This is a genomic window from Streptomyces sp. NPDC005574, from assembly GCF_040605435.1.
GTDB lineage: Bacteria > Actinomycetota > Actinomycetes > Streptomycetales > Streptomycetaceae > Streptomyces.
Window position 1 is genome coordinate 55,340 of record NZ_JBEXCW010000021.1, and the last position, 25,784, is coordinate 81,123.

Genomic DNA, 25,784 nt, shown 5'->3' on the forward strand with positions numbered 1-25,784 from the left:
CCGGCCTCAGAGGCGAGCCGTACGCATCCGCTCCCGCAGCTGGACCGGGGAAGTGCCGTGCCAGCGGCGTACCGCACGGCGCAGCGCCCGTTCGTCGGAGAACCCCGCCCGGCGGGAGATGTCGCGCAGGGTCAGTTCCGGGCGGAGCAACAGCTGCTCGACGCGTTCCCGTCGCACTCCCTCGACGAGGGCCTCGTACGTCGTGCCGCACTCGGCCAGCCGACGGCGCAGCGTGCGCTCACTCGTCGCGTGCCGCCGCGCCTGCTCACTGAACGAAGGCACCACCGGCAAGCCCTGCGCGACGGAGATCTCCAGCACCTCCAGCAGATCCTGCTGGTCACGGCGGGAAGCCAGCTGCGCGTCGAGCATCTCCAGCGTCGACGCGTAGCTCACGGGATCCCGGCCGGGCATCCGGGCACGCGCCCACGCGGAGTCGATGACCATGCGGTTGGCGGCGGCCCCGAAGCGGACCGGACAGCCGAACAAGGCGTCGTACAGGCCCCGTTGGCGCGGGGGCGGAAACGAGAACTCCACCGCCCTCGGCGCGAAGAGCGGACCGACGGACAGCCGGGACAGCGTGACCACGGAGGCGAACGCCTCCTCGGTCAGGAAGCAGGCCACGGCCGGGTCCATGGCGGGATCGGGAAGGTCGGCGCGCAGCACGAAGGCGTCGTCCTCCTCACTCACAGCGGCCGACCACACCACCATCGCCCCGGACAGGTTCTGGTACTTCACTCCGGTCTCGATGGCGTGGTGGAGCGTGTCGTCGGCCATCAGGGCGAAACCGAGCAGGCCCCACGCGGTCAGGTGCTGCGCCGCGCCGACCTTCAACCCGAGGTGCTCGTCCCCTGTCAGGTCCAGCGCACGACGGATCACCGCGCTGCCCTGCCGGTACGACACCCGCAGCGCGGCGGAGCGCATGACCGTCTCGTCCAGTCCCATCCGCTTCAGCAGGGGTCGCAGATCGACGCCGCGCTCGTCGGCGACCACGACCAGGTAGCGCAGGATGTTCGGCTGGATCGTCGCCGATGTGCTGCGGCTGGTCCCGGGCAGATCTGCCGGGCCGGGGGCAGGAGCCATCGCACTCACCTTCTCCTCGGCGACCACCGTAGGCAGCCGACGTCACCGGTCGCGCGTTGTTGGCCCCCGAAGTCCCCTGTACGGCCTCTCGTGTCCTGAGGCTGCCCCCGGCGCCTGACTACGGTTTCCGCAACCCGCACGGCATTCGCCCCGCTGGTCCCCGACTGCTCAGTCCGGCCCACACAGGAACGAAGGCGAGACCGCATCATGTCCTGCACTGCTCCAATCCGGGTGAGGGCCGGGCACCCGGTCTCCAAGACCGGCGCCCGAAGGGGCGCGACCCTCGCGTTCGCCGCGCAAGGTGTGTCCGTCGCCGCCGTCTACACGACCGTCCCCGCCGTCACCGAACACCTGAAACTGGCTCCGCTCGTGACGACCACCCTGATGGTCGCGGTGGCGCTGACGGCTGGGGGCGGCAGCTTCCTGGGGCTGGCCGCGATCCGCCACGCCGGTCCCGTCGCCACGATGCGCGGCGCCCTGCTGACGGCCGCCGCCGCGCTGGTTCTGATCGGGTGGGCCCCCGGCGAGGCGACCGCCATCTGCGCGTACGTCGTCTTCGGGCTTGCAGTCGGCGCCCTGGACGTCGGCGTCAACGCCCGGGCAGCGGCGATCGAGCGCGCCTACGGCCGCAGCGTCTTCGGCTCCTTCTACACGGCATGGAGCGTGGGAGGCGTGGTCGCGGCCCTGCTCACGGCCGGGGCCGCCCGGCTGGAGTGGCCCGTGGCCGCCGGCCTGAGCGCGCAGGCCGGCATCGTGCTGCTCCTCGCCGTCTGCGTGCGCACGCATGCCCTGCCCTCTTCCTCCGCGGGGCCGTCGGACAGCCCCGCGCAGCCGCCGCTGGGGCGCCGTCTGTGGATCCGGCTCATCCCGTTCGGCCTGGTCCTCCTGGTCGTCTACGTCGTCGACTCCACCGTCTCGGCCTGGTCGGCGGTCTACCTGCGCCGGACCCTCGCCGCGTCCCTCACAGTCGCTCCGCTGGCGTATGCGGCCTACCAGGCCGGCACAGTCATCGGTCGTGTCGCCACGGACAGACTCGTGCAACGGTTCGGAGGGGTCGCCGTCGTACGCACCGCTGCCCTGCTCGCCGCGGGTGCCCTGGCGGGCATGGCCACGGCGCCGAGCTGGCCGTTCGCCGTTCTCGCGGCCGGGGTGGTGGGCCTGGGGGCGTCCGTGCTGGCTCCGCTGTGCCTGGCCTCCGCCGCGTGGCTGCGTCCTGCGGCGTCGGAGGCGGTCCTGGCACGCCTGAACCTCTTCAACTACGCCGGTGTCCTCACCGGTGGCGCGGTGAGTGGGCTCCTCGGCTCCACCGGCCGGTTCCGTCTCGCCTACGCGGCACCGGCCGCCCTGGCGGTTCTTGTCCTGGCCGCGGCCCGCCACTTCACCCAGCAGCCTCCACGCCCGGCCCGAGCGGAGCATTTCCCTCCCTTCGACCGGGCGGATCCTCAGCCACTGGGCTGAGCGGCCCCACACCGGGTGCCCGATGAGAAGCTCGGCCGCCGTCTGTCCGGACACGCCGGCGCGCGGATGCTTCCCTCGGGCAGCTCGATCTCGGTCACCTCGAAGGGAAGGCCGCCCAGCCCCAGCGGCGGACCCGCAGGTATGTCGGGGAACACGACGGCGCCGTCCGGGGTGGCCGGCGCGGGTACGGCGTAACCCCCCTGGGGGCCGTCTGCCCAACGGTCTGCCGGCCTGCAGGTACCGGCAGGTGGCTCGGACCTGCCCTCCCCGCGCGCAGCCGACGGAGAGGCCTGCCGAGCGAGGCCACGAAGTCCTGCGACAAGGCGAATCGGTCTTCGACGAGTTGCGCGGCCAATGGAAACAGCGGACCGGTTCCAGCGAGCTCGCGAGCCTGGAGGCGCACCTGGCGGTCGAAGCAGCAGGACCGCCGTGCCGGTCAGTCCGTCTTCGTCGACGGTGAGGAATGCGGGGAGAGGGTCTGTTCGGCCCAGATCGTCTTGCCGGTGGACGTCTGGCGGGTGCCCCAGCCTCGGGTGAGCTGGGCGACGAGGAGCAGGCCGCGGCCGCCCTCGTCGAAGGTGCGGGCGCGGCGCAGGTGGGGGGTGGTGTTGCTGGCGTCGGAGACCTCGCAGATGAGGTTGCGGTCGAGGATGAGCCGGAGCTGGATGGGGGCGCCGCCGTAGCGGATGGCGTTGGTGACGAGTTCGCTGACAACCAGTTCGGTGACGAAGGTGGCCTCGTCCAGGCCCCAGACGTCCAGCTGCCGGGTGGTCTTCCTGCGCGCCTCGGCGACCGCTGAGGGATCGGGCGGCACGTCCCAGGTGGCCACATGGGCCGCGTCCAAGGCGCGGGTGCGGGCTATCAGCAGCGCCACGTCATCGGTGGGGTGGTCCGGGAGAAGTGCCTGGAGCACGGTGTCGCAAATGCTCTCCAACGACTGAGCCGGGCGGGCCAGCACCTTGCGCAGCACGTCGAAACCCTCGTCGATGTCGCGGCCACGGGCCTCGATGAGGCCGTCGGTGAACAGTGTGAGGAGGCTGCCTTCGGGCAGCTCGATCTCGGCGACTTCGAAGGGCAGGCCGCCCAGCCCCAGCGGCGGTCCGGCAGGGATGTCGGGGAATTCCACGGCGCCGTCCGGGGTCACCAGCGCGGGTACGGGGTGGCCCGCGCGAGCCAGGGTGCAGCGCCGGGAGACCGGGTCGTAGACGGCGTACAGGCAGGTCGCGCCGATGTCACCGACGGTGTCGGCCGCGCTCTCGTCCTCGGCGGACATGCGGATGACCATGTCGTCCAGGTGGGTCAGCAGTTCGTCGGGCGGCAGGTCGACATCGGCAAGGGTGCGCACGGCGGTACGCAGTCGTCCCATGGCGGCCGAGGCCTGGATGCCGTGGCCGACGACGTCGCCGACGGCGAGTGCGACCCGGGCACCGGACAACGGGATCACGTCGAACCAGTCGCCGCCGACGCCGGCCTGCGTGCTGGCGGGGAGGTAGCGGGAGGCGACGTCGACGGCCGCCTGCGGGGGCAGCCGTTGCGGCAGGAGACTGCTTTGAAGGGTGAGGGAGGTGAGGCGCTCGCGGGTGTAGCGGCGGGCGTTGTCGATGCAGACGGCGGCCCTGGCGGTGATCTCCTCGCCCAGAAGCAGGTCGTCCCGCTCGAAGGGTTCCTGGCGCCGGTGGCGGGAGAACGTCGCCACGCCGAGGGTGATGCCGCGGGCGCGCATCGGCACGGCCAGCACCGAGTGGAAGCCGAAGCGTCGCATCTGCTCAGCCCGGTCCGGGGCCTGCCTCGCCACCTGGTCGATCACGGGGACGGTCACGTTCTCGATCAGCGGCAGGCCACTGGTCAGGCACCTGGCCGCGGTCGACTCGTCCGGGTAGGCGGCCACCGTTCCGCGGCTCACCACGACCTCGGGGCAGCCCTCCAGGACGGACTGGTAGGCGACACGGCGCAGCATGACGGGGCTGGGCGGCGAGCCGGCGAGTGGGTCGTCGCCGCCTTCGATGGCGGGAAGCAGGTCGACGGTGACGAAGTCCGCGAGCTGCGGTATGGCCACATCGGCGAGTTCCTGTGCGGTCCGGGCGAGGTCCAGGGTGCTGCCGATGCGGATGCTGGCCTCGTTGAGCAGGGCCAGGCGCCCTCGGGCCAGGTGCTCCTCGGTCACGTCGTGTGCGGAAAGCAGCACTCCCCGTATCAACCCCTCGCTGTCCCGCACGGGGGTGAGCGAAGTCGTCCAGACGCTCTGGCTCTCCTGGCCCGTAAGGTGCAGGGACTGCTGTAGATGCTGCTGTTCACCGGTCTCCAGCGCTCGCCGCATGCACTGTTCGGTCCGGTCGCTCTCCGGATCGACCACGATCTCCGATACCCGCAGCCCCTGCATCGCCGCCTCGGGCAGGCCGATCACACGCTCCATGTTCGTGTTCGCCCGCCTCAGCCGCAGACCGATGTCGTAGAGCGCCGTGGTGAACGGGGACCGGGTGAACGCCCACATCACCAGCGCGTCGTCCTGGAGTGGCGACGACGGCCGGGCCAGGGGGGAGACCAGGAGCCACTCGCCGGGCCCCCCGCCCTCGCGGTGGGGCGCCCGACGGTGGGCCAGCAGGTTCACCGCGAGGCGGTGGCCGTCCCGGTGCAGGAGAGTGGCCGTCCCGTGCCACCTCGGCAGCGTCTTCAGGGAGCGCAGCGTCTCGGCGGGCGGCTCCCCGGGGAGCAACGATGCGGCGGGCCGGCCGATGACCTCCGCGGACCGGTATCCGAGCAGCCGCCGTGCTCCCTCGCTCCACCCGGTCACGATGCCGTTCGGATCCATGCGGGCTCTGGCCGTGGCCGACTCGTCGATGGGGTCGTCCGGCCGCCGCGCCGCCCGGTCGTCGTCGGCGGTGTCAGAACCCGTCGTCGCGTTCATCCGCCCTCACCTCGGTCTTTCCCTATGTGTCCCGGCCCGGCCATCCGAGCAACCGACGGGGAGTGGACGGACATATATGCTCTATAAGGCCATAAGCCTAAAAGAGATACCAATATGGAAAGAGATTCCAATGTATCGGGGCGGCGTGCCATGACTTCCACCGGCGAGGACACGTGGCCGGACGTGGCCGAATGGACCGGGAAGATCTACAGCGGCGGTTGGCGGCAGTCCGAGGGCGGAGTTCAGCAGGTGAACGAACCTGCCTCGGGAGAGCGGCTGGCCGAGGTGGGTGTGGCGGGGCCCGCGGATGTCGCCCGGGCGGGGGCTGTGGCCGCCCGAGCTCAGCGGGCCTGGGCCGAGACGGCACCCCAGCAGCGTGCCGAGGTCCTGCTCCGCGCCGCCCGGGCACTGAGCGACAACAGCGGGGCGGTACGCGAGTGGATCGTCAGGGAGTCCGCAGGCGTCCCGGCGAAGGGCGACTACGAGATCGCGGCCGGACTCAGCCAGCTGGCACAGGCCGCCGGACTCGCATCGCTGCCCCGCGGCGAGATCCTGAGCCCGACGGCACCCGGCCAGACCAGTCACGCATGGCGGGTACCGCTGGGGGTGGTCGGCGTCATCAACCCCTGGAACGCCCCCCTGCTGTTCGCCATGCGGGCCCTGGCACCCGCGCTCGTGCTGGGCAACGCCGTCCTGCTCAAGCCCGATCCCCACACACCGGTGTCCGGCGGTGTCGTCGTGGCGCGGCTGTTCGAGGAGGCCGGACTGCCCGAGGGGCTGCTCCATGTCCTGCCCGGAGGCCCCGGCACCGGTGAGGCGGTCGTGGCTGATCCCCACGTCGCCATGGTCGTGTTCACCGGCTCCACCGAGGCGGGACGGGCGGTCGCCCGCGCCGCGGCCGACGGGCTCAAGCGGGTGGCCCTGGAACTGGGTGGCAAGAACTCGATCGTCGTGCTCGATGACGCGGACATCGACTCCGCCGCGGCAGCCGGGGCGATGAGTTCCTTCGGCTATCAGGGGCAGGCCTGCGTTGCCGCCGGACGTCATCTGGTGCACGCCGACGTCGTGGAGCCTTACACCGAGGTACTGATCAGGCAGGCCAAGGAACTGCGGGTCGGCGACCCCCGGGAGGAGGGCGTGGCCCTCGGTCCGGTGATCAGCGAGCGCCAGGCCGCGAGGATCGAACGCATCGTGGACGCGAGCGTGGCCGCCGGTGCGCGGTTGCTGGCAGGCGGACGACGCGACGGGCTGTTCTACCCGCCCACCGTACTGGACCACGTCGAGCGGACCATGCCCGCGTTCACCGAGGAGATCTTCGGGCCTGTCGCCCCCGTCGTCGCGTTCCGTGCCGACCAGGAGGCCGTCGAGATCGCCAACGACACCGAATACGGCCTGACGGCGGCTGTGCACTCCCGGTCGGCGTCGCGGGCCGCGGTCATTGCCGAGCAGTTGCGCACCGGCATGGTGCACCTCAACGACGTGTCTGCCAAGGACGCCGCGAACGCCCCCTTCGGCGGGATGGGAGCATCCGGCAACGGCTCCCGCATCGGTGGCACCGCCAACCTGGAGCAGTTCACCCAGTGGCGCTGGATGACGGCCCGGCGTTCCGCGTGATCGCGGGCGGCAGGAGCTCGCCGGACATCAGCGCGGTGTCGACGCGGGCCCGGCCCAGGGCGAGACCATGGCGCCGGCGGCCCGCTCGGTGCTGTTGTTGATCCACCTCGTGTCGACGTGTCCCGTGGACCGGGCCGGCGAACGCTGTCCCGGCGGGCGCCTAAGGGGCGGGCGCGTAGGGGGGAGCAACGGGGCGCGGCGGGCGGCGTCCGGTTCGTGGCCGTGGGCGAACGCGGGACTCCTCACGGTGTCGGCGCCGCTGACCAGATAGCTGTGCTTCAGGTGGAGCGGACCGGCGATCCGCTGCTGGACCAGGTCGCCCAGGGTGTGTCCGGACACCCCTCTCGGCGATCAGGCCGAGCGCGAGGTGACCGGTGTTGTTGTAGGCGTATTTCGTGCCGGGGGCGAACAGCGGTTCGGGTCGTCCTCGCCTACCTGCAAGGCTGAACCGCCGCCGCCCGCCACCGGAGTGTGAGGACGCCCCAGCCGGTCGCCGCGGCCCAGTGACCCAGCGCCCCAGCGCCCCAGTGTGAACGGCCCCCGCCGCTCACCCCCGGTTCCCCTTCCCCGTCCCATCCGCATCCCCGCGGTCGTCCGTCCTCGCAGGTCACACGCCTGGGACTGTCCCGGCGTCCCAAAGGGGAGGTGGGGAGATCCGCTGGGGGGCGGGCGGTGCCAGCATGAGCGGCGCCGGGGCTCCCGGCTACTCACATGAGGGGGAACACAGATGGGACGACGGACGCTTCTGCGGGGTCTGACCCTCGCCGTGGCAGCGGTCCTGCCCCTGTGCGGGCCGGCGGCGGTGCAGGCGGCCCAGTCCGCCACCGCGGTCGCGGTCTGCGGGCACACCAGCGCACAGCCCACGCTGCAGCTGGGATCGACGGGCGACCCGGCGGTCGAGGCGCAGTGCGAGCTCAACCTGGCGACCAAGCCGAGCCGTTACACGCCGATCGCGGCGGACGGCTCGTTCGGGCCGGGGACGGAGACGCGGGTCAAGGAGTTCCAGCGGTGCGCCGGGCTGGGCGTCGACGGTGTGCTCGGACCGCAGACCTGGGCGGCGCTCAACACCTGGGCCGCGCAGCCCCACAGCTGCGCCGGCCAGGGCACATCCAGCGCGGCGCAGGCGACCGTGTGCGGCCACACCGGGACGCGCCCGACCCTGAAGAAGGGGGCGACGGGCAGCGAGGTCGAGGAGCTGCAGTGCCGGCTCAACCTCGCCATGGAGCCGTTCCACTATCCGCCGCTGACGATCGACGGCGACTTCGGGGGCGGGACCGAGTCCCGGGTCGCCGAGCTGCAGAACTGCGCCAACCTCAGCGCCGACGGCGTCGTGGGCCCCAACACCTGGGCGAAGCTGGTGGACTGGTCCAGCCGTAACACGTACTGCACGCCGCCGCGCCCCGCCGGCTACCCGATCGACGGTCTGGACACGGCCAAGTACCAGCACCCCGGCGGAGCGCCGATCGACTGGAAGGCCGTACGGGCCTCGGGGGCCGAGTTCGCGACGGTCAAGGCCACGCGGGGGCTGAACGTCACCGACGAGTACCTCACCGCCGACCTCCAGGGGGCCAGGGCGGCGGGTCTGGCCGTCGCGCCGTACCACTTCTACACGGGGACGGCGGCCGACACGGGTGCCGCGCAGGCCGACCGGTTCATCGCCGCGGTGCGGGCGACCGGTTACACCGGGCAGCGGGCGGGCGACCTGCCGCCGATCTTCGACCTGGAGCGCATGGACGACGGCAGCGGACGCTGCCCCACCTACGGCACGGTGGCCGACGCCAAGGCGTGGCTCGACCGGGTCGAGGCGGCGTTCGGCCGTACGCCGATGATCTACACCCAGAAGTCCTTCCTGGACGACTGCCTGGGTTCGACCACCGCCTTCGCCCGCTATCCGCTGCAACTCGCGGACTACCGCCAGTCGATCACCCAGCCGCCGCTGCCGAACGGTTCGACGACCTGGGCGATGTGGCAGTACACCGACTCCGCGCTGTTCCCGGGGATCAAGGCACCCGCGACCGGCGACGTGTTCAACGGCACCCAGGCCGATCTGGACCGTCTGGCCAACCGCTGACCCGACCGGTCCGGACCGACCCGACCGGACTGACCCGACCCGACCGGACCGACCCGACCGGCCCGATCTGTTCGGACTTACCCGTTCGGACCGATCCGACCGGACCAAGGAGGACCGTCATGACCACCCGGTTCGCACGTGCGTCCCTTGTCGCACTGTTCGTCACGCTGGGCCTCGCCGCTCCCGCGCCCCTCTCCGCCTCGGCCGCCACGGCGGCGACGAGCTGCTATGGCGGGGCAGTCACGGTGCACTACGGGGACGTGCTCGACTTCGGCCCGTACCGGACCACGAGCCGCTGCACCGACATCAACATGCGCATGACCGGCGGCGACGCGGAGTACGTCGTCGCCTGCGTGAAGTTCGAGAAGACCGGCGTCTGCAACCACTGGACCAGGGTCGGCCGGAGCTGGACGACCATCGCCACCGACGTCCTGGACGGCACCCGGTTCACGGTGCCCAACGGGGTGGACCTGGAAGGCAGCTCCGCCACCCTGCAGATCGCCTTCTGACCCCCCTCACCCGAACGGAGACCACCATGATCCGGAGCAGGACGTTCGCCTCGGCCCTGTTCGCCGCGGCCGCACTGCTGGGCGCCGCCTCCGCGCCCGCCTCCGCCTCCGCGCAGTCGTCGGCATCCGCCGCCACCAGCTGCTACGGCGGCGCCAAGACCCTGACGTACCACTACCAGTCAGCCGCCAAGGAGTACGGCACCTACACCACGTCCTCGCGGTGCGGCGACATCAACATGCGGCTCGTCACGGACATCCCGGGGGTCTACCTGGACGCCTGTGTGGTGTTCACCGACCACACCACCAAGTGCAACAACGGCGACGCGTACACCACGCACGGCACCGAGTGGGGAACCGTGGCCACCGACGTCAAGGACGGCACGCACTTCGTCCTGCGCGTGCACGCGTACGACATCGACGCGCAGAACGTGACGTTCCTGCTCGCGTACTGACTCCCTCCCGCACCACCGTTCCTGAAAGGACGACGATGACCTCCTCCTTCCGTGCTCCCGTCAACCGCCGCGCCATGCTGCGTGGCACGCTCGCCGCCGGCGTCGGTGTCGCGTTCGGCCAGCTGCTCTTCTCCGGTGTCGCACAGGCCTACTCGTGGTCGCGCACCCTGGAACAGGGCGACACCGGCTCCGACGTGACCGAGCTGCAGATCCGGATAGCCGGCTGGGCGGCGGACAGCGCCGGTCACAGCCGGGTCGGCGTCGACGGCGACTTCGGCGCCGGGACGGCGGCTGCCGTACGCCGGTTCCAGGCGGCGTACGGTCTCACCGCCGACGGCAGTGTCGGACCCAACACGCAGGCCAAGCTCAACGCGCTGGAGCAGTCCGACGGTTCCACGGTTCATTTCAACTGGACTGAGTTCGTGGACCAGTCGAGCGGCACCTTCAACGGCGGCAAGGTGAGCGCGGCGCAGGCGAAGGAGAACGCCCGCCGCTGCATGTACAAGCTGGAGGCGCTGCGCAAGAAGCTGGGCGACAAGCCGATCACGGTCAACTCCGGCTTCCGCAGCATCGCGCACAACGCCGACATCGGCGGGGCCAGCGACAGCATGCACCTGTACGGCACCGCCGCCGACCTCGACGTGCCCGGCGTGGCCAACAAGACCGTCTACCAGAAGGCGGAGACCTGCGGGTTCTCCGGGCTGGAGACGTACACCGTCGACCACCAGCACGTCGACAGCCGGGCCGACCTCGGCCGCGACTGGTGGTGGGAGAACGGCACCGTCTGACGCCTTCGGTGATCAGGAGCCGGTCCCGGGTACCGCGGCGGCGGTATCCGGGACCTCCGGGCGTCAGCTCTTCGCCCGGTCCTTCAGCGCCGCCTCGCACGAGGGCCAGTCGTGGAAGTCACGCCGAACGCTCCACAGCCGGTGGGCCGCCCGGATGTTCCAGTCCGGGTCGAACGCCCGCAGGGGTGTGCCGCCGAGTTCCCGCAGACGGGCGTCGGAGATCTGGAACACGCCCCAGTTGCGGCTGCCGTTGGTGTTGGGCAGCACCCACAGCGGGTCCAGGAACGACGCGCAGCGTGCGACGGCCACGGCGGTGCGGGGATCCTCGACGAACACCTCACGGATCCGCCGCGCCACCCTGTCCGGCGACCAGGTCGCCATGCTCACCTTCCCCGCGTACAGCGCCTTCTTGGTGGCGTCGTCGACCACGCTTCTGGCCGTCACGCCCGCCAGCACCTGGAACGCGGTCAGTCTGCGCAGGGTCTCCGGCCCGAAGTCCCCGTCGACGGCGAGCCTGCCCTTCGCCCGCACCAGCAGCCTCTGGACCTCGCGCACGCACTCGTCGTTCTGCCCCATGCTCACCGACTTGCACGCCGGGGAGTACAGCAGACCCTCCCGGGACGCCGGCGCGGCGCCGGTGGTGTTGCCGCTCGGCAGCCACACGAAGCCGGCCACCAGGACCACCGCGACCACGGCGGCCAGTACGGCGAAGGGGGAGGACAGTTTCGCGGACACCCGGGACCGCGGGGGCTGCCCCGTCCCGCCGGGGGCGGTCTGCGGCGGGGTGACGTCCTGCGCGGGTCCGGGGTTCGCCGGCAGGGGCGCCGATGGCTCGTCCGGGTCGGCCCGCCGGCTCGGATCCGAGTCCGGGGCCGGTTGCGGGGCCGGGGTCTGCCTGGCGGTCGCGGCCGGTGCGTCCCGGTCGGTGTCGGCCAGTGCCCACAGCCGGTGCAGTTCGCGGAGCTCCTCCGTGCTGGCGCCGCACACCTTGGCGAAGGCGTGCACCACCCGGTAGTCCGTCGGGACGCTGAGGCCGGAGCAGTACCGGTGCAGACTGGAACCACTGACGCCCGCGTCCTTGCCCAGGCGGTCGTAGCCCCGGCCACTGCGGTCCTTCAGCATCCGAAGACAGGCGGCGAACTTCTCGGTTTGCGGAGAGGCAACCACGCATCCACCCTTGCTCAAGCCTCTACTGACGGGTAGAAGCTACACCGCTGAGAAGAACTTGTGTGTGTCCTTTCACTTCCGGAACATGATCGTCAAAGCCCCATCGCCTGACCGTGTCTGACTGTTTGTCAACCAGCCGGATCAGGGCGTCAGGATGATCTTTCCGGGGGTGGTGCGGGTGGAGGACTCCGCCAGTTCCAGTGCCGCGGCCGCCTCGGTCAGGGGGAAGCGGGCGGCGATCTGTGCGCTGAGCTCGCCGTCGCGCAGCAGGCCGAAGACGTGCGTGAGGTCGGTGCGGACGCGGGCCCGGAACGCCTCGCGCCTGGCCGAGCCGGGCTTGCCCGCGCCGGCCCAGACGTCGTAGAAGCTCGCGTGCCTGCCGGTGGGCAGGTGGTTCCAGAACGCCAGCTTGGCCAGCAGCGGCAGGAAGTCGAGAATGACGGGCCGGGTGCCGTCCAGCGCGGCCGCGATACTGTACGAGACCAGCGTGCCGGTGCGGTTGAGCAGCCGGTGGGAGAGGGTGACGCTCGCCCCGCCGAGGTGGTCGAAGACGGCGTCCACGCCGTCCGGGGCCAGTGCGCGGACGCGGGCGAACAGGTCGGGGTCCCGGTAGTCGACCGGCTCCACCCCGAGCGCGCGCAGCGCCTCGTGGTGGCGCGGGCCGGCCGTGCCGATCACGCGGGCGCCGGCGTTGCGGGCGAGCTGCACCAGGATCGAGCCCACGCCGCCGGCGGCGCCGAGCACCAGCACGGTCTGCCCCGCCCGCACCTTCGCGCTGCGGTGCAGCATCTGGTAGGCGGTCAGCCCGTTGACGATCAGCGTCTCCGCCTCGTCGGGGTCGACCCCCTCGGGTACGTCGACCAGGTCGGCGGCGGTGAGCAGGACGGCCGTGGACCAGCCGCCGGTCTTGGTGAGCGCGGCGACCCGGCGGCCGATCAGGGCGCGGTCCACACCGGGGCCGACGGCCTCGACGACGCCGACGAGGTCGTAGCCGGGGACGAAGGGGAACGGGGGCTGCCCGAAGTAGCGGCCCCGGCGCATCGCGCTCTCGGCGAAGGAGACGGCGGTCGACTCGACCCGCACCAGGGCCTGGCCGGCGGTGGGTGCCGGCAGCTCTCGAAGCGCCACGCGCAGCCCGGAGGGTGCGACCTTGCCCGGCAGGACCACCTCGGTGGCGGTCACGCCGGGGGGCGCGGGGGTGCCGGCGGCGTCGGCGGCGTCGGTCGTGGAGTTCGGCTTCGTCATGACTGTCTCCTCGGGTCCGCGCTCAGGGTCTGCGATGACCCGTCGCTCAGTTAATGGTCGTAACTATGCACCTGCCCTTCGCGTGACGTCAACAGATTCGTTAATGGGCGTAACTTAACTTTCTTATCGTCAGAAGTCTTTGCCTCCGTTACGATGCGACGATGGCTAACACGGCGCGGACGATGAGCAGGCGGGAGCGGCTGCGGGCGCAGACCCTCCAGGAGATCGAGGACACCTCGTTCGCGATCATCGACGCGGAGGGCGTGCACGCCCTGTCGATCGCGGCACTGGCCCGGAGCATGGCGATGTCCGCGCCGGCGGTCTACCGCTACTTCCCCTCGCGGGACGCGCTGGTGGCGCACCTGGTGTCGCTGTCCTACCGGCAGCTCGCCACGGCGATGAGCGAGTCCGTGACGGGGAGCAGGCGAGCGCCCCGCGCGCGGGTCCGGCTGCTGGTCACCGCCTACCGCGACTGGGCGCTGCGCCACCGGCGGCGCTACGGCATGCTGTTCGGGGAGCGGGCCGGGGACCTGCCCGGCGAGGACGTCACCGCGCGGACCCCGCTGCACGAGGCCATGGCGCTGCTGATCGACCTGCTGACGGCCGTACCGGGGACGGCGGAGGGCGGCAGCGGCGACCGCGTGCTGGACGGACAACTGCGCCAGTGGGCCCGCTCGCAGGAGCGGCCGGACACCGCACCGCGGGCGGCCCGCGCGGCCATCGTCATCTGGTCGCGGGTGCACGGGATCGTCAGCCTCGAACTCACCGGCGTCTTCGACGGCCAGCCTCTGGAGGCGCAGCGGCTGATCGACTCGGAGATCGACAGCGCCGTGCGGTCCCTGGAGCAGGAGTAGTCCGGACGGGCCGTGAGCGTCGCCTCCCGGGGGCCGGCCGGTCCCGGCGACCGCCGGCCGCTGGGCCCGGGGACGCTCAGGTCGTGGCGCGCAGCGCGTCCCAGGTGTCGTGGCCCACGACGCCGTCGGCGTCCAGTCCCTTGTCGCTCTGGAAGGCGCGGACCGCGGACGTCGTGCCGGGGCCGAAGTCGCCGTCCACGCCCGAACCGCCCACGCTGTAGCCGCGCTTGGTCAGCATGCACTGCGCCTGGAGCACGTGGTCGCCGCTGTCGCCCTCGCGGGTGCGCCCCTTGCCTCCGTAGTAGGTGCAGTCGGAGAGCCAGGGCGGGGTGGCGGCGGGCTCCGACGCCGCCGTGCTCGGCGGCGGGCTGCTGTCGGGGGAGCCGGTGGCGCGGGTGTCGGGAGCGGGGGAGGTGGCGTCCGCGTCGCCGGAGGCGGAGCCCGGGGCCTCGGGGTGCGCCGGGGGGTGACCGGGGGCGGTCCCGGTGACGACGGTGCGGCCGGACGTGCCTTCGACGGACGCGCCCAGCGGGGTTCCGGACGCGGCAGGCGAGCCGGTGTCGCCGGGCGCGGCGGCGAGCGAGGACCTGCGGCCGGCTGTGGGGGAGTGGGCGGTGGCGGAGGCGTCCGGACGCGTGATCATGAACACGCCCGCGGCCACGGTACACACGGCGACCCCCGCGACGACGGCCCACACCGCCTTCCGCCGCCGGCTCCGGCCGGGGGTCTCCACCTCGGGTAACGGCTCGGGCGCGGCCGGCTCCGGCCGGGCGTCCGCGGGGCGGGAGCGGGCCCGCCGCTCGGCGGGGAGGCGGTACAGCACCTCGTACGCCCGCTGCCGGGCCAGCACCCTGGCACCCAGCGGCTCCGCCCACCCGGCGGTCCCGGCAGCCGTCCCGGCCCGCGTTCCCGCCGCCTCGACGAGGTCTCGCGGAGTGGGCCGGCTCGCGGGGTCCTTGGCCAGGCAGGCGGACAGCAGCGAACCCAGCTCAGGGTCCGCCGCGATGATCCGGCCGAGCAGCTCCGGATCGGGTTCCTCGAACGCCACCCGGTGCATCACGTCCACACCCGTGCCGTCGCCGAACGGGGCGCGCCCAGCCGCCGCGTAGACCAGGGTCCCGGCGAGCGAGAACACGTCCGACGCCGTGTCGGAGCGGCCGGTGCGCAGGTGCTCCGGCGACATGTAGGCGGGCGTGCCGACCCGGTTGCCCGTGCCGGTGATCGAACTCGCGTCCACCGCCTTGGAGATGCCGAAGTCGATCACATGGGCGCCCCGCACGGACAGCAGGACGTTGGACGGCTTCAGGTCCCGGTGCACGATCTCCGCCGCGGCGAGACCGGCCAGCGCGCGCCCCAGTTCCCCAGTCAGCCGCCAGACCGTGGCCGGGTCCAGGGCGCCGTCCTCGCGTACGGCGTCCGCGAGGTCGATGCCCGGGACGTACTCGGTGGCCATCCACAGCAGCGCGTCCCGGAACCCGGTGCCGCACAGCCTCGGCGTCTGCGGGGTGCGCAACCGCGCGTGCACCGACGCCTCCCGCTCGAACCGGTGCCGGAACCTGGCGTCCTCCGCGTACTCCGGCCTGATCACCTTCACCGCGACCAGGCCGGGGCTGTCGTCCACCGGACGCGCCAGATAGACCCGCCCCATACCGCCGCTGCCGAGCAGTGCCAACGGGACGTAGGGGCCGACCTGGGCCGGGTCACCGGAGTGCAGGGGTGAGGCGCCTGCCTGCCGCAGCGCAGTGGTCCCGTCCGCCGCCGATTCCGGTGGCACCGGCCGCTGTTCCGCCACGAATCCCCCGAAGTGCTCCACGTCGTACGCCAGTTCGTCACACAGAGGAGACGAGGCTAACCCAGCGCTGCCGTAAGTTCCCGGGGTTCCCGCCGCTTCCGGCCGCACACTTCCGGCTCCGCACGCGTGCGGGCTCCCTGCGGGGCGGTGGGTCAGTCCAGCGTCGCGTACACGATGAGGTTGTTCACCGGGTGGCCCTGGGCGTCGAAGTCGCCGTCGCAGGTGATCAGCCGGAGGGCGTGGTCGGTGGTGGAGCCGTAGACCCGCTGGGTGGGGAAGGCGGTCTTGCTGACGCTCTCGGTGGACGTCACGGTGAAGTGGGACGTCTTGCCCCGCTCGTCGGTGACGGTGACGTCCGCACCTTTGGTGATCTTCCTGAGGTCGTGGAAGACGGCCCTGCCGAAGCGGGTGTCGTTGTGGCCGATGATGACGGCGGCACCGGTCCGGCCGGGCACCGCGCTCCCGGTGTACCAGCCGGCGGTCATCCCCTTGTCGGACGGCGGCACCTCGACCGTTCGGTCCGCGTTGAGACCGAGTCTCAGCAGCGGACTGCTCACCCCGATCGACGGGATGGCGACCTTGGCGGGCGCCGCCACCCGTGCGGCCCGCACGGTGCCTGGGGAGGCGGTGCCGAGGGCTGCGGGAGCCGCGGTGGGCGCGGCGGGCGTAGGCGCGGCGGACGAGCAGCCGGTGAGGACGGCGAGGACCACGGGGACGAGCGCGAGGCGGGCGTACACCGGCGAAGTGCCGCGACGCCGTACCGGACGGGGTGCAGGGGACAAGACGGGCTCCAGGGCAGGACCGGGTGAAGAAGCGGTGGCGCCGCCCGGTGCGGGGCGGCGCCACCGACGTGCGGGTCGAAGGGCGCGGCGGCGGCTGGGCGGGGGTGGCCCGACCGCCGCCGCGCCCGGCTCGAAGGGGCCGGCTCAGCCGTTGCGGCGCCCGGCCGAGCGGCGACGCAGCACGAAGGTGCCGGCGCCGGCCAGCAGCAGCGCGCCGGTGGCCGAACCGGCCAGCGGAACGACGCTGCTGTCGTCCGCCGGGGCCTCGCCCGCGGCGACGCCGCCGCGCGGGGCGCCGGCGCCCGCCTTGGCGGCGGCCTGCCTCTTGCGCTCCTCGGGCGACAGGGTCTTGGAGTCCGTGGCCTTCTTGGCGGCCTCGGCCTTCCGCTTGTCGGCGGCTGCCTTCTCCGCGGCGGTCGGACGCCGGGTGTCGGAGGCGGACGGCGCCGCGCTCGGGTCGTCGGCGAAGGCCGCGGAGGCCGGCACGACCAGCGCGCCGGCCGCGACGGCGGTCAGCACGGCGAGACGGAGGGTGAGATGGCGGGACATGTATCGCTCCAGTTCCAGCCCGGCCTTGGTGGTACCTGGATGCCTAGCCGCACCAGGTTCCGGGCTTGGCCCCACCCTGGAGACCGCTTGTGAAGAAGCTGTCAGAAAGCCATGGCCGCGGCGTCATGGCGGCACACCTTCCGGACGGCCCCTATGTGACAGGAGCCGGGTCGCCGCCCGGTGGCGCCGGGAGGCGCAGGGTGAAGACGGAGCCGCGGCCCTCGGCGCTGGTCACCGTCGCCGCCCCGCCGTGGGCCTCGGCCAGCTTGAGGACGATCGCCAGGCCCAGGCCGCTGCCGCCGGTGCTCCGGTTGCGGGACTTCTCCGCCCGCCAGAACCGGTCGAACACATGGGGCAGGTCGTCCGCCGGGATACCGCTGCCGGTGTCCGCCACCTCCACGGCCACCTGCCCCGAAGCCGTGGATTCCGTGGGGTCCGCAGGGTCCGTGACGTAGGCGCGCAGGGTCACCCGGCCGCCGGGAGGTGTGTGTCGTACGGCGTTGGAGACCAGGTTGCTGACGGCCTGGCGCAGTCGCACCGGGTCGGCGTCCAGCAGGGGCGGCGCGGGCGTGCCCGCCGAAGGCCCGGCGACCGACAGGGTGACGCCGGCGCTGTCCGCCAGCGCCTGGTGTGCGGCGGCGACCTGGCCGAGCAGCTCGCCGACGCGTACGGGCTCCCGGTGCAGGCGCAGGGCCCCCGCGTCGGCGGCCCCCAGATCCTGGAGGTCGTCGATGATGTGCTGGAGCTGTACGGCCTCCTCCAGGAGCGAGGAGACGAACACCGGGTCGGGGTCGGCCAGACCGTCCTGCGCCGCCTCCAGCCAGCCCCGGATGTTGCTCAGCGGGGTCCGCAGTTCGTGGGCGACGTCGCTGACCATCACCTTGCGCTGCTCCTCCAGCCGGGCGCGGTGCTCGGCCATGTCGTTGAAGGCGGCCGTCAGCCGGCCGATCTCGTTGTCCGGGCCGACCGGTACGGGCGCCGGACCCAGCCCGTCCCGCATCCGCTGGGCGGCGCCGGTGAGCGCGTGCAGCGGACGCACGAGCCGGGCGCCGGCGATCACCGACGCGCCGACGGTCAGCGCGAGGACGAGGGCCGTGACACCGGCGATGCGCGCCGTGTTGCCGGGGGAGAGGTCGAACCCGGGCACGCTGACGGCACCCGGATCGTCGATGAACAGCAGGGCGGGCGCGGCGACATAGGCGGTGAGCTGCTCGCGGCGGGCACTGCCCACGCAGGAGGCGACGGCCCGGTCGTAGGTGCTGCTGTGGGCGGCGGCCGCCCGGTCGGCGGCCGCCCGGTCCTCGGCCACCTTCGCGAGGCCCGCCTTCACCCGGGCCGCCTCCTCGTCGGTCAGCTTGGTCCCGATGTCGAGGGCGGACCCGTAGTCCGGGTCGCGCTGCGAGTCCTGGGCGTAGCCGCGGTCCCAGGACAGGTCCAGATTCAGGTGTACGCCCGTGCGGCCCTGGCGTTTCAGACAGGCGTCGGCCAGCTGGTTGAGGGCGTGCAGGGCCTTCCGCTCGGTCGGCGTCGGCCGGGCCGCCCCCAGGGCCAGGCACTTCTCCACCATGGGGCGGTCGTTGTCGTTGCTGACGAACTGGACGCGCGGACGGCCGCTCGGGCTCTGCACGATGTCCGCCGCGATGCCGGCCCGGTTCAGACAGGCCCTGCTGTCGGTGGTGGCCCGCCGCAGCGGGGCCCGCTCGCTCGCCGGCAGCAGGAACGGTCCCACGGCACGCGGATCGACACGGTCCGTGCCGCTGGCGGCGGCGTCGGGCACCAGCACGGTGTCGACGGAGAGCGGGTCGACGACCGCGGAGGCCTGGGGCGGCAGCGGAGCGGCGGACGAGGCGTCCGGGGAGGCGGCGCCGGAGGAGTCGGAGAGCGGCCGCCGGTCCTGGGTGGTCAGCACGATCCGCCGCTGGGACTGCCGGGCCAGCCTGCGCACGGTGGTGTCGACGCCCTCCCAGCCGGGATGGGTGGCCGCGTACCCGAGCAGGGTGTTGTAGATCGTGGCGTCGGCGCTGAGGTTCTGCCCCTGCTCCTGGCGGATCGCGCCGGACGTCGTCTGCACGGCGAGCCAGGCGGTGGCGGCCACCGAACAGGAGGCGACCAGCGCCGACACCGTCAGCATCCGGCCCAGCAGGCTCTTCCGCAGCGGCAGCCGCGCCCCCCGGTCACGACGAGGCATGACGTGCGTTCCTCGCCGGGTCCGTCAGCTTGTATCCGACGCCGAAGACGGTGAGCAGCCGGTCGGGGCGGCGCGGGGCGCGTTCGATCTTCTTGCGGAGATGCATGACGTGCACGTCCACCGTGCGGCGGCTGATGTACTTGTCGAAGCCGTGCAGCTCCTCCAGCAGCCGCTGCCGGGTGAACACGCGGTCGGGCTCCGCCGCCATCGCGGCGAGGATGCGGAACTCACCGGGCGTGCACACCACTTGCGCCGACTCCACCCACACCTCGTGCCGGGCCGGGTCCACCCGGAGTGTGCCCACGGTCAGCACCTCGTCCTCGGCGGCGTGCGCGGCGGCGGGCGCGGGGGCCGCGGTGGGGGCGGGGCCGGCGGCGTGCCGGTTGCGGCGCAGCAGGGTCCGCACCCGGGCCACCAGCTCGCGCGGGCTGAACGGCTTGGTCATGTAGTCGTCCGCGCCGAGATCCAGCCCCAGCAGCAGATCGTCCTCGGTGCTGCGGGCCGTCAGCATCAGCACGGGCATCTCGCGACGCTCGGCGCGCAGGATCCGCACCACGTCGAGGCCGTCCGCGCGGGGCATCATCACGTCGAGGACGAGCAGGTCGGGTGCTCTGCGCCGCACCTCCTCCAGCGCCGCGCGTCCGTCCTCGACGACCGTCACGGTGTGCCCCTCGTGCTCCAGGTAGCGGCGCACCAGTTCGGCCTGCTTCGTGTCGTCTTCGGCGACCATGATGTTTGCGTACACACCGAGGATCGTAACGAGCGCGCGTTCGAGGGCGGCGGTAACTGGCCTCACGACGCCGGGAGTTCGATGGGGCGGGCGGACGGCGGGCGCCCCTGCGGCGCCCCACCGGTTCAGGCCTCGAACTCGGTGAGGTCGATGTGGTGGACGCGCAGCGGGAAGCCGTGCACGGGGTGGGTCGTCTCGCGGTCCTCCGTCATGCCGAGCTTGCGGATGACGTTCTCGGAGGCGTCGTCGCCGGGCCGGGTGATGCTGATGACGCGGTCCAGGCCGCGGTCCTGGAGGGCGAACTCCAGGGTGGCCTGGGCGGCTTCGGAGGCGTATCCCTGACCCCAGAACTGTGCGCCGAACTGCCAGCTGATCGCCACGGCGGGCAGCACCTCGGGCAGGAACTCGGGCACCGACAGACCCGTGACGCCGGCCAGTTCGCCGGAGCCCAGCAGCTCGACGGCGAAGAGACCGAAGCCCTCCTCGTCCCACTCCTCCTCCCACCGCTCGACGGCCTCGGCGGTCTGCTCCAGGTCGAGCACCGAGCCGTCGCCGACCCAGCGCATGACGTACGGGTCCGCGGTGATCTCCGCCAGGGGCACGAGGTCGTCGTCGTCCCAGCGGCGGAGCAGGAGGCGAGGGGTGTGGATCTCGGTCATGGCGCCCATCCTGCCCGCGGCGGGGGCCGCACCGGTAATCGGCGCGGACGGGCCGGCGGGACGGGGGCGCGCCCGGGGGCGGATCGCCGGATCGCCGGGCGGGCGGATCGCCGAGTGGCCGGCCGGGCGCGGGCGGAGGAAGCGGGGGAGCGGGGGAAGCGCGGGAGGGGCGGGGCCCGGCGGGCCGGGGCCGGGCGGCGGCTCCGGCCGGGGAGTCGTGGCCGCGTGTCAAGATGGACGTGCCCCCGCCGCCCCTCCCCGCCGTCGGTTCACCGACCCGTCGCCCCATCGAGGTTTCCGTGACCAAGCCCGTGGCCCGCGAGCCGATGCGACGCAACTCGCGGTCCAACCGGGCGCGCATCCTGGCCACGGCCCGCCGGGAGCTGGGGCGCGACCCCGACGTCACGCTGGAGGAGCTGGCGCAGGCCGCGGGTGTCGTACGACGGACCCTGTTCGGGCACTTCCCCGGGCGCGCGGCGCTGCTGGAGGCGCTCGCCGAGGAGGCCGCGGAGACCATCCGGGGCACGGTCGCGGCCGGGGCCAGGGCGACGGAGCCGGCCGAGCGGGCGCTCGCCCACTTCATCTTCTCGCTGTGGCCCGTGGGCGACCGCTACCGCATGCTCCTCGCGCTGGCCCGGCGCGATCTCGGCGCCGAACGTGTGGCGGAGGTGCTGGCGCCCGCCCGCGAGCAGGCGACCGGCATTCTGGAACGAGGGCAGCGCGACGGCGTCTTCCACCGGCACCTGCCGCCCGCCGTGCTGAGCGCCGGCATCGAGGCCATGACGGTCGCGCTGCTGGAGGAGGTCAACACCGGGGCGCTGGAGGACGACGGGACCCGGGTCGCGATCGCCACGCTGATCGCCGCCGGTGTGCCGGACGAGCGGGCGCGCGCCGTGGTCGACGACGTCTCCGCCGCCGTGCTCACGGAGGCGGAGAGCGCCGCCGGGGCCTGAGCGGGAGCCGGGCGGCGCCTGTACCGGACCCGGGACCCGCCTGGCGCCCGGCCCCGCCCGTGACCCGCGCCCGACCCGGAGCCGCCCGGCGCCCGACCCGGAGCCGCCCCCCGGCGCCGGACCCGACCGGAGCCGGACCCGGACCCGCCCGGCGTCTTCCGCGTAGTCCGCTATTTCTGCCCGTCGGCGTCCGTGCCGTCGCCCTGGGTGTCCTCGCGGTCGCCCTCCGCCTGGGAGGGGGTCGGGTGCGGCGGGGAGGGGTGGCCGGTGTGGCCGGTGTCCGGCTCGTCGCGCTCGCCCTCGGCCTGGGACGGGGTGTGCTCGCTCATCGCGCCGACTCCTCGCGAAGGCGGGGGCCGGCGGTCGGCCCGAACGTCTTCGTGATCTGGTACCGGTGCAGTTCCTCCAGCCGGCGCAGCTGGTCGTGGGCCCGTTCGAGCAGGGCGTCCAGCCGGCCGGCGTCCAGGCGTTCCTCGTGGTCGGTCAGGTGGCGCAGGGTCTCCCAGCAGGCCGCCTTGCCGCTCACGCCGGTGCGCAGCACCTCCAGCTCCACCAGCGGGGTGAGCGGGGAGCGGCGCACCAGACGGCCGTTGGTCTTCAGGCGGCCCGCCTTCTCGGCGAGGGTGCCGGCGACCACCTTGTACCGGCGGACGGGCACGTCGAGCCGGCGCATGATCTCCAGGAGGCTCGCCCGGTCCTCGGCGATCTCCTCGGCGAGCCGTCCCACGACCGCCGCGAGTGCCGCGTCCTGTTCGGCGTCGGCCAGGTACCGGACCCGTTCGACGCCGGCGGTGGCGCCGGCGAGGTGGTCGTTGAGGTAGATGCCCAGCAGTTCGGTACGGCCCTCGTGGCCGTTCGGGGTGTCCGGCTGGTCTTCCGTGCGGTCCTGCATCGAAGGTCCCCTCGTGATGACGGGCGGCCGGTGTCGGTGCCGGCCGGCGGCCGTCGACTCCCGGCGGTGGCCGGGCGGCCCGGCCGCCCGGCTCGCTCGCCCCTACCGAGTCACCCTTCTCGGCCCCGCCACACCTCACCCCGCGCTGCCACCCGCTCCGGCCGGATCTGCCGGGTATGCCCGGAGGTGACCGTCCGGTTCGCCCGCCCGCCCCCGGCGTAGTACACATGTTCCCGGGGAATGAGGAAGAGCCGTGCAGGCGTGTACGAGCCCGGCGGAAGCGGGCAGGGGAGTGGGAGACGGAGTGGGCGACCGGTATCAGGTCCTGTCCGGCGTCGTCGGGGTGAACCCGGCGCTGAGCGTGTCACCGCTCGCCGGGCGCAGCGGTCTGCGGGTGGCCGGGGAGGTCGGCCTCGCGACGCAGCCGATCTGGGAGCGCGCGTTGGAGCGCGCCGTGGGCGAGGACGAAGACGTGTACCACTTGGAGTTGTCTGCCGTGACTTTCGTCGATGTCGCGGGCGCCGGCGCGCTCGCGGCCGCCGCCCAGCGGCTCCCGGACGGTCGGCGCATCGTCCTGAACCGGCCGCCGGCCACCCTGCGGAGGGTCCTGGAGATCTTCTGGCCCGAACTGTCGGCGATCGAGGTGTCGACGTCATGAGTGCCACGGCCCGCCCCTTCGACGACTTCGAGTCCGGTGCCCCGAGCGGTTTTGGAGGCCCCGGCGGCTCCGCCCTCCCCGGCGGCACCGCCGACCCGGCCGACACCGCCGACCCCTTCTTCCACCCCGCCCTGTTCTACGGGGACGAGCAGGAGTACGTCACCGCCACCGCCTCCTTCGTCCGGGCCGGTCTCGCCGCCGGTGAGCCCGTCGCGGTGGCCGTGCCCGGGGAGAACCTCCGGCTCATCCAGGACGAACTGGGCGACGCCGGCGACGGCGTCCGGTTCCTGGACATGCGGCAGGTCGGGCGCAACCCCGGCCGGATCATCCCCGGGGTGCTGCTCGCCTTCGCGGACGCCCAGCCGGCCGGCCGCCGGGTGCGGATCGTCGGCGAGCCGATCTGGGCCGGCCGTTCGGAGACCGAGTACCCCGCCTGCGCCCAGCACGAGGCGCTGATCAACGCGGCCTTCCGGGGCCGGGCGGTGAGCATCCTGTGTCCCTACGACACCCGCCGCCTCGACTCCCGGGTGCTCGCCGACGCCCGCGCGACCCACCCCACCCTGGTCCTCTCCGGTTCCGCGGAACGACAGGACAGCGCCGCCTACGACCCCGCCGACGTCCTCGCCCGCTACAACGAGCCGCTGCCGCCCGCGCCGGACGGGCTGTCCGTGTCGTACGAGGCGGAGTCGCTCGCGCAGGCCCGGCATCTCGCCGCCGACGAGGGCGGCCGGCTCGGGCTCACGGGCACCCGGCTCCAGGACCTGACGCTCGTCATCGCCGAGCTGACCACCAACAGCGTGGTGCACGGCGGCGGTTCGGGCACGGTGCGGATGTGGTCCGAGGACGGGTACGTGCTGTGCGAGGTGCGCGACAGGGGACGGCTCACCGATCCGCTCGCCGGGCGCCGGCCACCGGCCCGCGACCAGCGCGGCGGGCGCGGACTGCTCCTGGTCAACCTCGTCGCCGACCTGGTGCGCGTGCACTCCGACGCGGACGGCACCGCCGTGCGCTGCTGGTTCGGCCTCTGACAGCACCACCGCGCGGTGTGGGGTGCCGCCTGTGACGGCCCGGTGGACCGACGTCGGCGGTCCGACGCGGCGGCGAGGGTGCGCCGGGAGGGTCAGGTGGCCAGCGGGGCCAGTACGAGGGGTTCGATCCGGCCCTCCAGCATGGCGCCCAGCCCCTGTACGGCGCACACGTCGGGCCGTTCGGCGATGTGCACCGGCATACCGGTGGCGTGCCGCAGCATCTGGTCCAGGCCCGGGAGCAGGGCGCTGCCGCCGACCATCATGATCCCGCGGTCGGCGAGATCGGCCACCAGGTCGGGCGGGCAGTCCCGCAGCACCCTGCCGATGCCGTCGAGCACGGCGGTCAGCGGGGTCTCGATCGCGCCGCGGACGGCGGCGGTGTCGACCCGCACGGAACGGGCGAGACCTGTGGCCACGTCCCGTCCGTGGATCTCCGTGGAGGCCGGGCCCAGCGGGGTGAGCCCGTTGCCGGACAGGGCGAGCTGGAGCGGCCGTACGGACTGGCTGGGCAGCATCAGTTCGTGCTCGTGGCGCAGGTGCTGCACGATCGCGTGGTCCACGGCCTCACCGCCGACGGGGATGCGTTCGGCGGTCACGATGGAGCCGAGGGACAACACCGCGACCTGGGTCGCGGCGGCCCCACACACCATGATCATGGTGGCCTCGGGGCGCTCGACGGGCAGCCCGCAGCCGACCGCGGCGGCGATCAGCGTGTCCACGAGTTCGACCCGGCGGGCCCCGAGTCCGACGAGTGTCTCGATCGCGGCGCGCTGGGCCAGCGGGTCGGCGTCGTGCGGGGTGCAGGCGGCGGCCCGCAGCCGGGGCTTGCGGCGCAGGGAGCGGCGGATCTTGTCGCCGAGCAGGTGCCGCAGCATGCGCTGCGCCATCTCGATGTCGACGACCGTGCCGCCGGAGACGGGCCGGACCACGCGGATGTAGTGCGGGGTACGCCCCGTCATCTTCTCGGCGAACTCGCCCACCGCGATCAGCGCGCCCGTACGGGTGTTCACGGCGGCGGCCGACGGCTGGTCGACGACGAGCCCGGCGCCCTTGACGTACACCCGCGTCCTCGCCGCTCCCAGGTCGACGGCGAAATGGCAGCGGCGCAGCTGCTCCAGACTGGCGGTCATGGCAGGTCCTCCCGAGTGCGCAGACCATGGGGGCCGCCGAGCGGCGGGCCTCAGGGGAATCGTGCGGCGCCGGGGAGGCGGGCGCGCGCTGGGAGGGGCCGGGAGGGGGGCCGCCGAATGGGGATTTTCGTCGGTCGTGCAGCTTATGAGTTTCAGACAAGAGCCCGCCACTTCGCTACGGCGGGTACGCCGGAGGTGGGCACGCGCGCGGTGGGCACGCGCGAGGTGGGCGGCGGGCCCCTTCGCGCCCGCCCGGCCTCTCGGCTACCCGGCGTCTCGG

Annotated in this window: 24 protein-coding genes; 10 read left to right on the plus strand and 14 right to left on the minus strand. The window is 73.1% G+C overall.

Going from position 1 to position 25,784, the window contains the following annotated elements:
• Positions 1-6 precede the first annotated feature (6 nt).
• A complete protein-coding gene (locus ABZT03_RS16650; RefSeq protein ID WP_356039547.1) occupies positions 7-1,080 on the minus strand; it encodes an AraC family transcriptional regulator ligand-binding domain-containing protein in 1,074 nt (357 codons plus the stop codon).
• Between the two features lie 207 nt (positions 1,081-1,287).
• On the opposite strand from ABZT03_RS16650, the gene ABZT03_RS16655 reads away from it, so the two are divergent.
• Positions 1,288-2,538, plus strand: a complete 1,251-nt coding sequence (locus ABZT03_RS16655; protein WP_356039550.1) for an MFS transporter — start codon at positions 1,288-1,290, stop codon at positions 2,536-2,538.
• Positions 2,539-2,974: 436 nt separating this feature from the next.
• Here the strand turns inward: ABZT03_RS16655 and ABZT03_RS16660 are convergent, their stop codons facing one another.
• Positions 2,975-5,443, minus strand: a complete 2,469-nt coding sequence (locus tag ABZT03_RS16660; RefSeq protein WP_356039553.1) for a SpoIIE family protein phosphatase — start codon at positions 5,441-5,443, stop codon at positions 2,975-2,977.
• A gap of 150 nt (positions 5,444-5,593) precedes the next feature.
• Between ABZT03_RS16660 and ABZT03_RS16665 the strand changes: the two genes are divergently transcribed.
• Complete coding sequence (locus ABZT03_RS16665; RefSeq protein WP_356039556.1) at positions 5,594-7,057, plus strand: aldehyde dehydrogenase family protein; 1,464 nt, start codon at positions 5,594-5,596, stop codon at positions 7,055-7,057.
• A gap of 27 nt (positions 7,058-7,084) precedes the next feature.
• Here the strand turns inward: ABZT03_RS16665 and ABZT03_RS16670 are convergent, their stop codons facing one another.
• Complete coding sequence (locus ABZT03_RS16670; RefSeq protein WP_356039559.1) at positions 7,085-7,396, minus strand: hypothetical protein; 312 nt, start codon at positions 7,394-7,396, stop codon at positions 7,085-7,087.
• A 388-nt stretch (positions 7,397-7,784) separates the two neighbouring features.
• On the opposite strand from ABZT03_RS16670, the gene ABZT03_RS16675 reads away from it, so the two are divergent.
• The 4 genes from ABZT03_RS16675 (at position 7,785) to ABZT03_RS16690 (ending at position 10,877) form a co-directional block, all read left to right on the plus strand.
• On the plus strand, positions 7,785-9,128 hold the full coding sequence (locus ABZT03_RS16675) for a GH25 family lysozyme (protein WP_356039561.1): 1,344 nt from the start codon (positions 7,785-7,787) through the stop codon (positions 9,126-9,128).
• A gap of 119 nt (positions 9,129-9,247) precedes the next feature.
• On the plus strand, positions 9,248-9,637 hold the full coding sequence (locus ABZT03_RS16680; protein ID WP_356039564.1) for a hypothetical protein: 390 nt from the start codon (positions 9,248-9,250) through the stop codon (positions 9,635-9,637).
• A 26-nt stretch (positions 9,638-9,663) separates the two neighbouring features.
• A complete protein-coding gene (locus tag ABZT03_RS16685; RefSeq protein WP_356039566.1) occupies positions 9,664-10,089 on the plus strand; it encodes a hypothetical protein in 426 nt (141 codons plus the stop codon).
• 35 nt (positions 10,090-10,124) lie between these two features.
• Complete coding sequence (locus tag ABZT03_RS16690; protein WP_356039570.1) at positions 10,125-10,877, plus strand: D-Ala-D-Ala carboxypeptidase family metallohydrolase; 753 nt, start codon at positions 10,125-10,127, stop codon at positions 10,875-10,877.
• Positions 10,878-10,940: 63 nt separating this feature from the next.
• Here the strand turns inward: ABZT03_RS16690 and ABZT03_RS16695 are convergent, their stop codons facing one another.
• Positions 10,941-12,044: a helix-turn-helix domain-containing protein gene (locus ABZT03_RS16695; protein WP_356039573.1), complete on the minus strand. Its 1,104-nt coding sequence runs from the start codon at positions 12,042-12,044 to the stop codon at positions 10,941-10,943.
• A gap of 141 nt (positions 12,045-12,185) precedes the next feature.
• Positions 12,186-13,289, minus strand: a complete 1,104-nt coding sequence (locus ABZT03_RS16700; protein WP_356039576.1) for a medium chain dehydrogenase/reductase family protein — start codon at positions 13,287-13,289, stop codon at positions 12,186-12,188.
• A gap of 161 nt (positions 13,290-13,450) precedes the next feature.
• Here ABZT03_RS16700 and ABZT03_RS16705 point away from each other — a divergent pair, with 161 nt between their 5' ends.
• The gene (locus tag ABZT03_RS16705; RefSeq protein ID WP_356039579.1) at positions 13,451-14,143 is read left to right on the plus strand and encodes a TetR/AcrR family transcriptional regulator; all 693 of its coding nucleotides are present in this window, start codon (positions 13,451-13,453) and stop codon (positions 14,141-14,143) included.
• 76 nt (positions 14,144-14,219) lie between these two features.
• On the opposite strand, the gene ABZT03_RS16710 is transcribed toward ABZT03_RS16705, so the two are convergent.
• From ABZT03_RS16710 to ABZT03_RS16735, 6 genes are all read right to left on the minus strand, one after another.
• Positions 14,220-15,917 carry a protein kinase gene (locus ABZT03_RS16710; protein ID WP_356039685.1) on the minus strand — a complete coding sequence of 566 codons (1,698 nt, stop codon included), beginning with the start codon at positions 15,915-15,917 and terminating at the stop codon, positions 14,220-14,222.
• A 170-nt stretch (positions 15,918-16,087) separates the two neighbouring features.
• Positions 16,088-16,672, minus strand: a complete 585-nt coding sequence (locus ABZT03_RS16715; RefSeq protein WP_356039688.1) for a class F sortase — start codon at positions 16,670-16,672, stop codon at positions 16,088-16,090.
• Between the two features lie 189 nt (positions 16,673-16,861).
• Positions 16,862-17,266, minus strand: a complete 405-nt coding sequence (locus tag ABZT03_RS16720) for a sortase-dependent protein (protein ID WP_356039582.1) — start codon at positions 17,264-17,266, stop codon at positions 16,862-16,864.
• 151 nt (positions 17,267-17,417) lie between these two features.
• Positions 17,418-19,454 carry a HAMP domain-containing sensor histidine kinase gene (locus tag ABZT03_RS16725; RefSeq protein ID WP_356039584.1) on the minus strand — a complete coding sequence of 679 codons (2,037 nt, stop codon included), beginning with the start codon at positions 19,452-19,454 and terminating at the stop codon, positions 17,418-17,420.
• A complete protein-coding gene (locus ABZT03_RS16730) occupies positions 19,441-20,184 on the minus strand; it encodes a response regulator transcription factor (RefSeq protein WP_356039691.1) in 744 nt (247 codons plus the stop codon). The genes ABZT03_RS16725 and ABZT03_RS16730 overlap by 14 nt, the downstream gene beginning before the upstream one ends.
• Before the next feature lie 125 nt (positions 20,185-20,309).
• Entirely contained in the window at positions 20,310-20,843 is a 534-nt protein-coding gene (locus ABZT03_RS16735) for a GNAT family N-acetyltransferase (protein ID WP_356039587.1), read from the minus strand.
• A 299-nt stretch (positions 20,844-21,142) separates the two neighbouring features.
• Between ABZT03_RS16735 and ABZT03_RS16740 the strand changes: the two genes are divergently transcribed.
• Positions 21,143-21,796, plus strand: coding sequence for a TetR family transcriptional regulator (locus ABZT03_RS16740; RefSeq protein WP_356039590.1), 654 nt, complete (start codon positions 21,143-21,145; stop codon positions 21,794-21,796).
• Positions 21,797-21,966: 170 nt separating this feature from the next.
• On the opposite strand, the gene ABZT03_RS16745 is transcribed toward ABZT03_RS16740, so the two are convergent.
• On the minus strand, positions 21,967-22,125 hold the full coding sequence (locus tag ABZT03_RS16745) for a hypothetical protein (RefSeq protein WP_356039593.1): 159 nt from the start codon (positions 22,123-22,125) through the stop codon (positions 21,967-21,969).
• The gene (locus ABZT03_RS16750; RefSeq protein ID WP_356039596.1) at positions 22,122-22,688 is read right to left on the minus strand and encodes a hypothetical protein; all 567 of its coding nucleotides are present in this window, start codon (positions 22,686-22,688) and stop codon (positions 22,122-22,124) included. The genes ABZT03_RS16745 and ABZT03_RS16750 overlap by 4 nt, the downstream gene beginning before the upstream one ends.
• 304 nt (positions 22,689-22,992) lie before the next feature.
• On the opposite strand from ABZT03_RS16750, the gene ABZT03_RS16755 reads away from it, so the two are divergent.
• Complete coding sequence (locus tag ABZT03_RS16755; protein WP_356039599.1) at positions 22,993-23,346, plus strand: STAS domain-containing protein; 354 nt, start codon at positions 22,993-22,995, stop codon at positions 23,344-23,346.
• The gene (locus ABZT03_RS16760) at positions 23,343-24,374 is read left to right on the plus strand and encodes an anti-sigma factor RsbA family regulatory protein (protein WP_356039603.1); all 1,032 of its coding nucleotides are present in this window, start codon (positions 23,343-23,345) and stop codon (positions 24,372-24,374) included. The genes ABZT03_RS16755 and ABZT03_RS16760 overlap by 4 nt, the downstream gene beginning before the upstream one ends.
• Before the next feature lie 92 nt (positions 24,375-24,466).
• On the opposite strand, the gene ABZT03_RS16765 is transcribed toward ABZT03_RS16760, so the two are convergent.
• Positions 24,467-25,504, minus strand: coding sequence for a rod shape-determining protein (locus ABZT03_RS16765; protein ID WP_356039606.1), 1,038 nt, complete (start codon positions 25,502-25,504; stop codon positions 24,467-24,469).
• Positions 25,505-25,784: the final 280 nt, after the last annotated feature.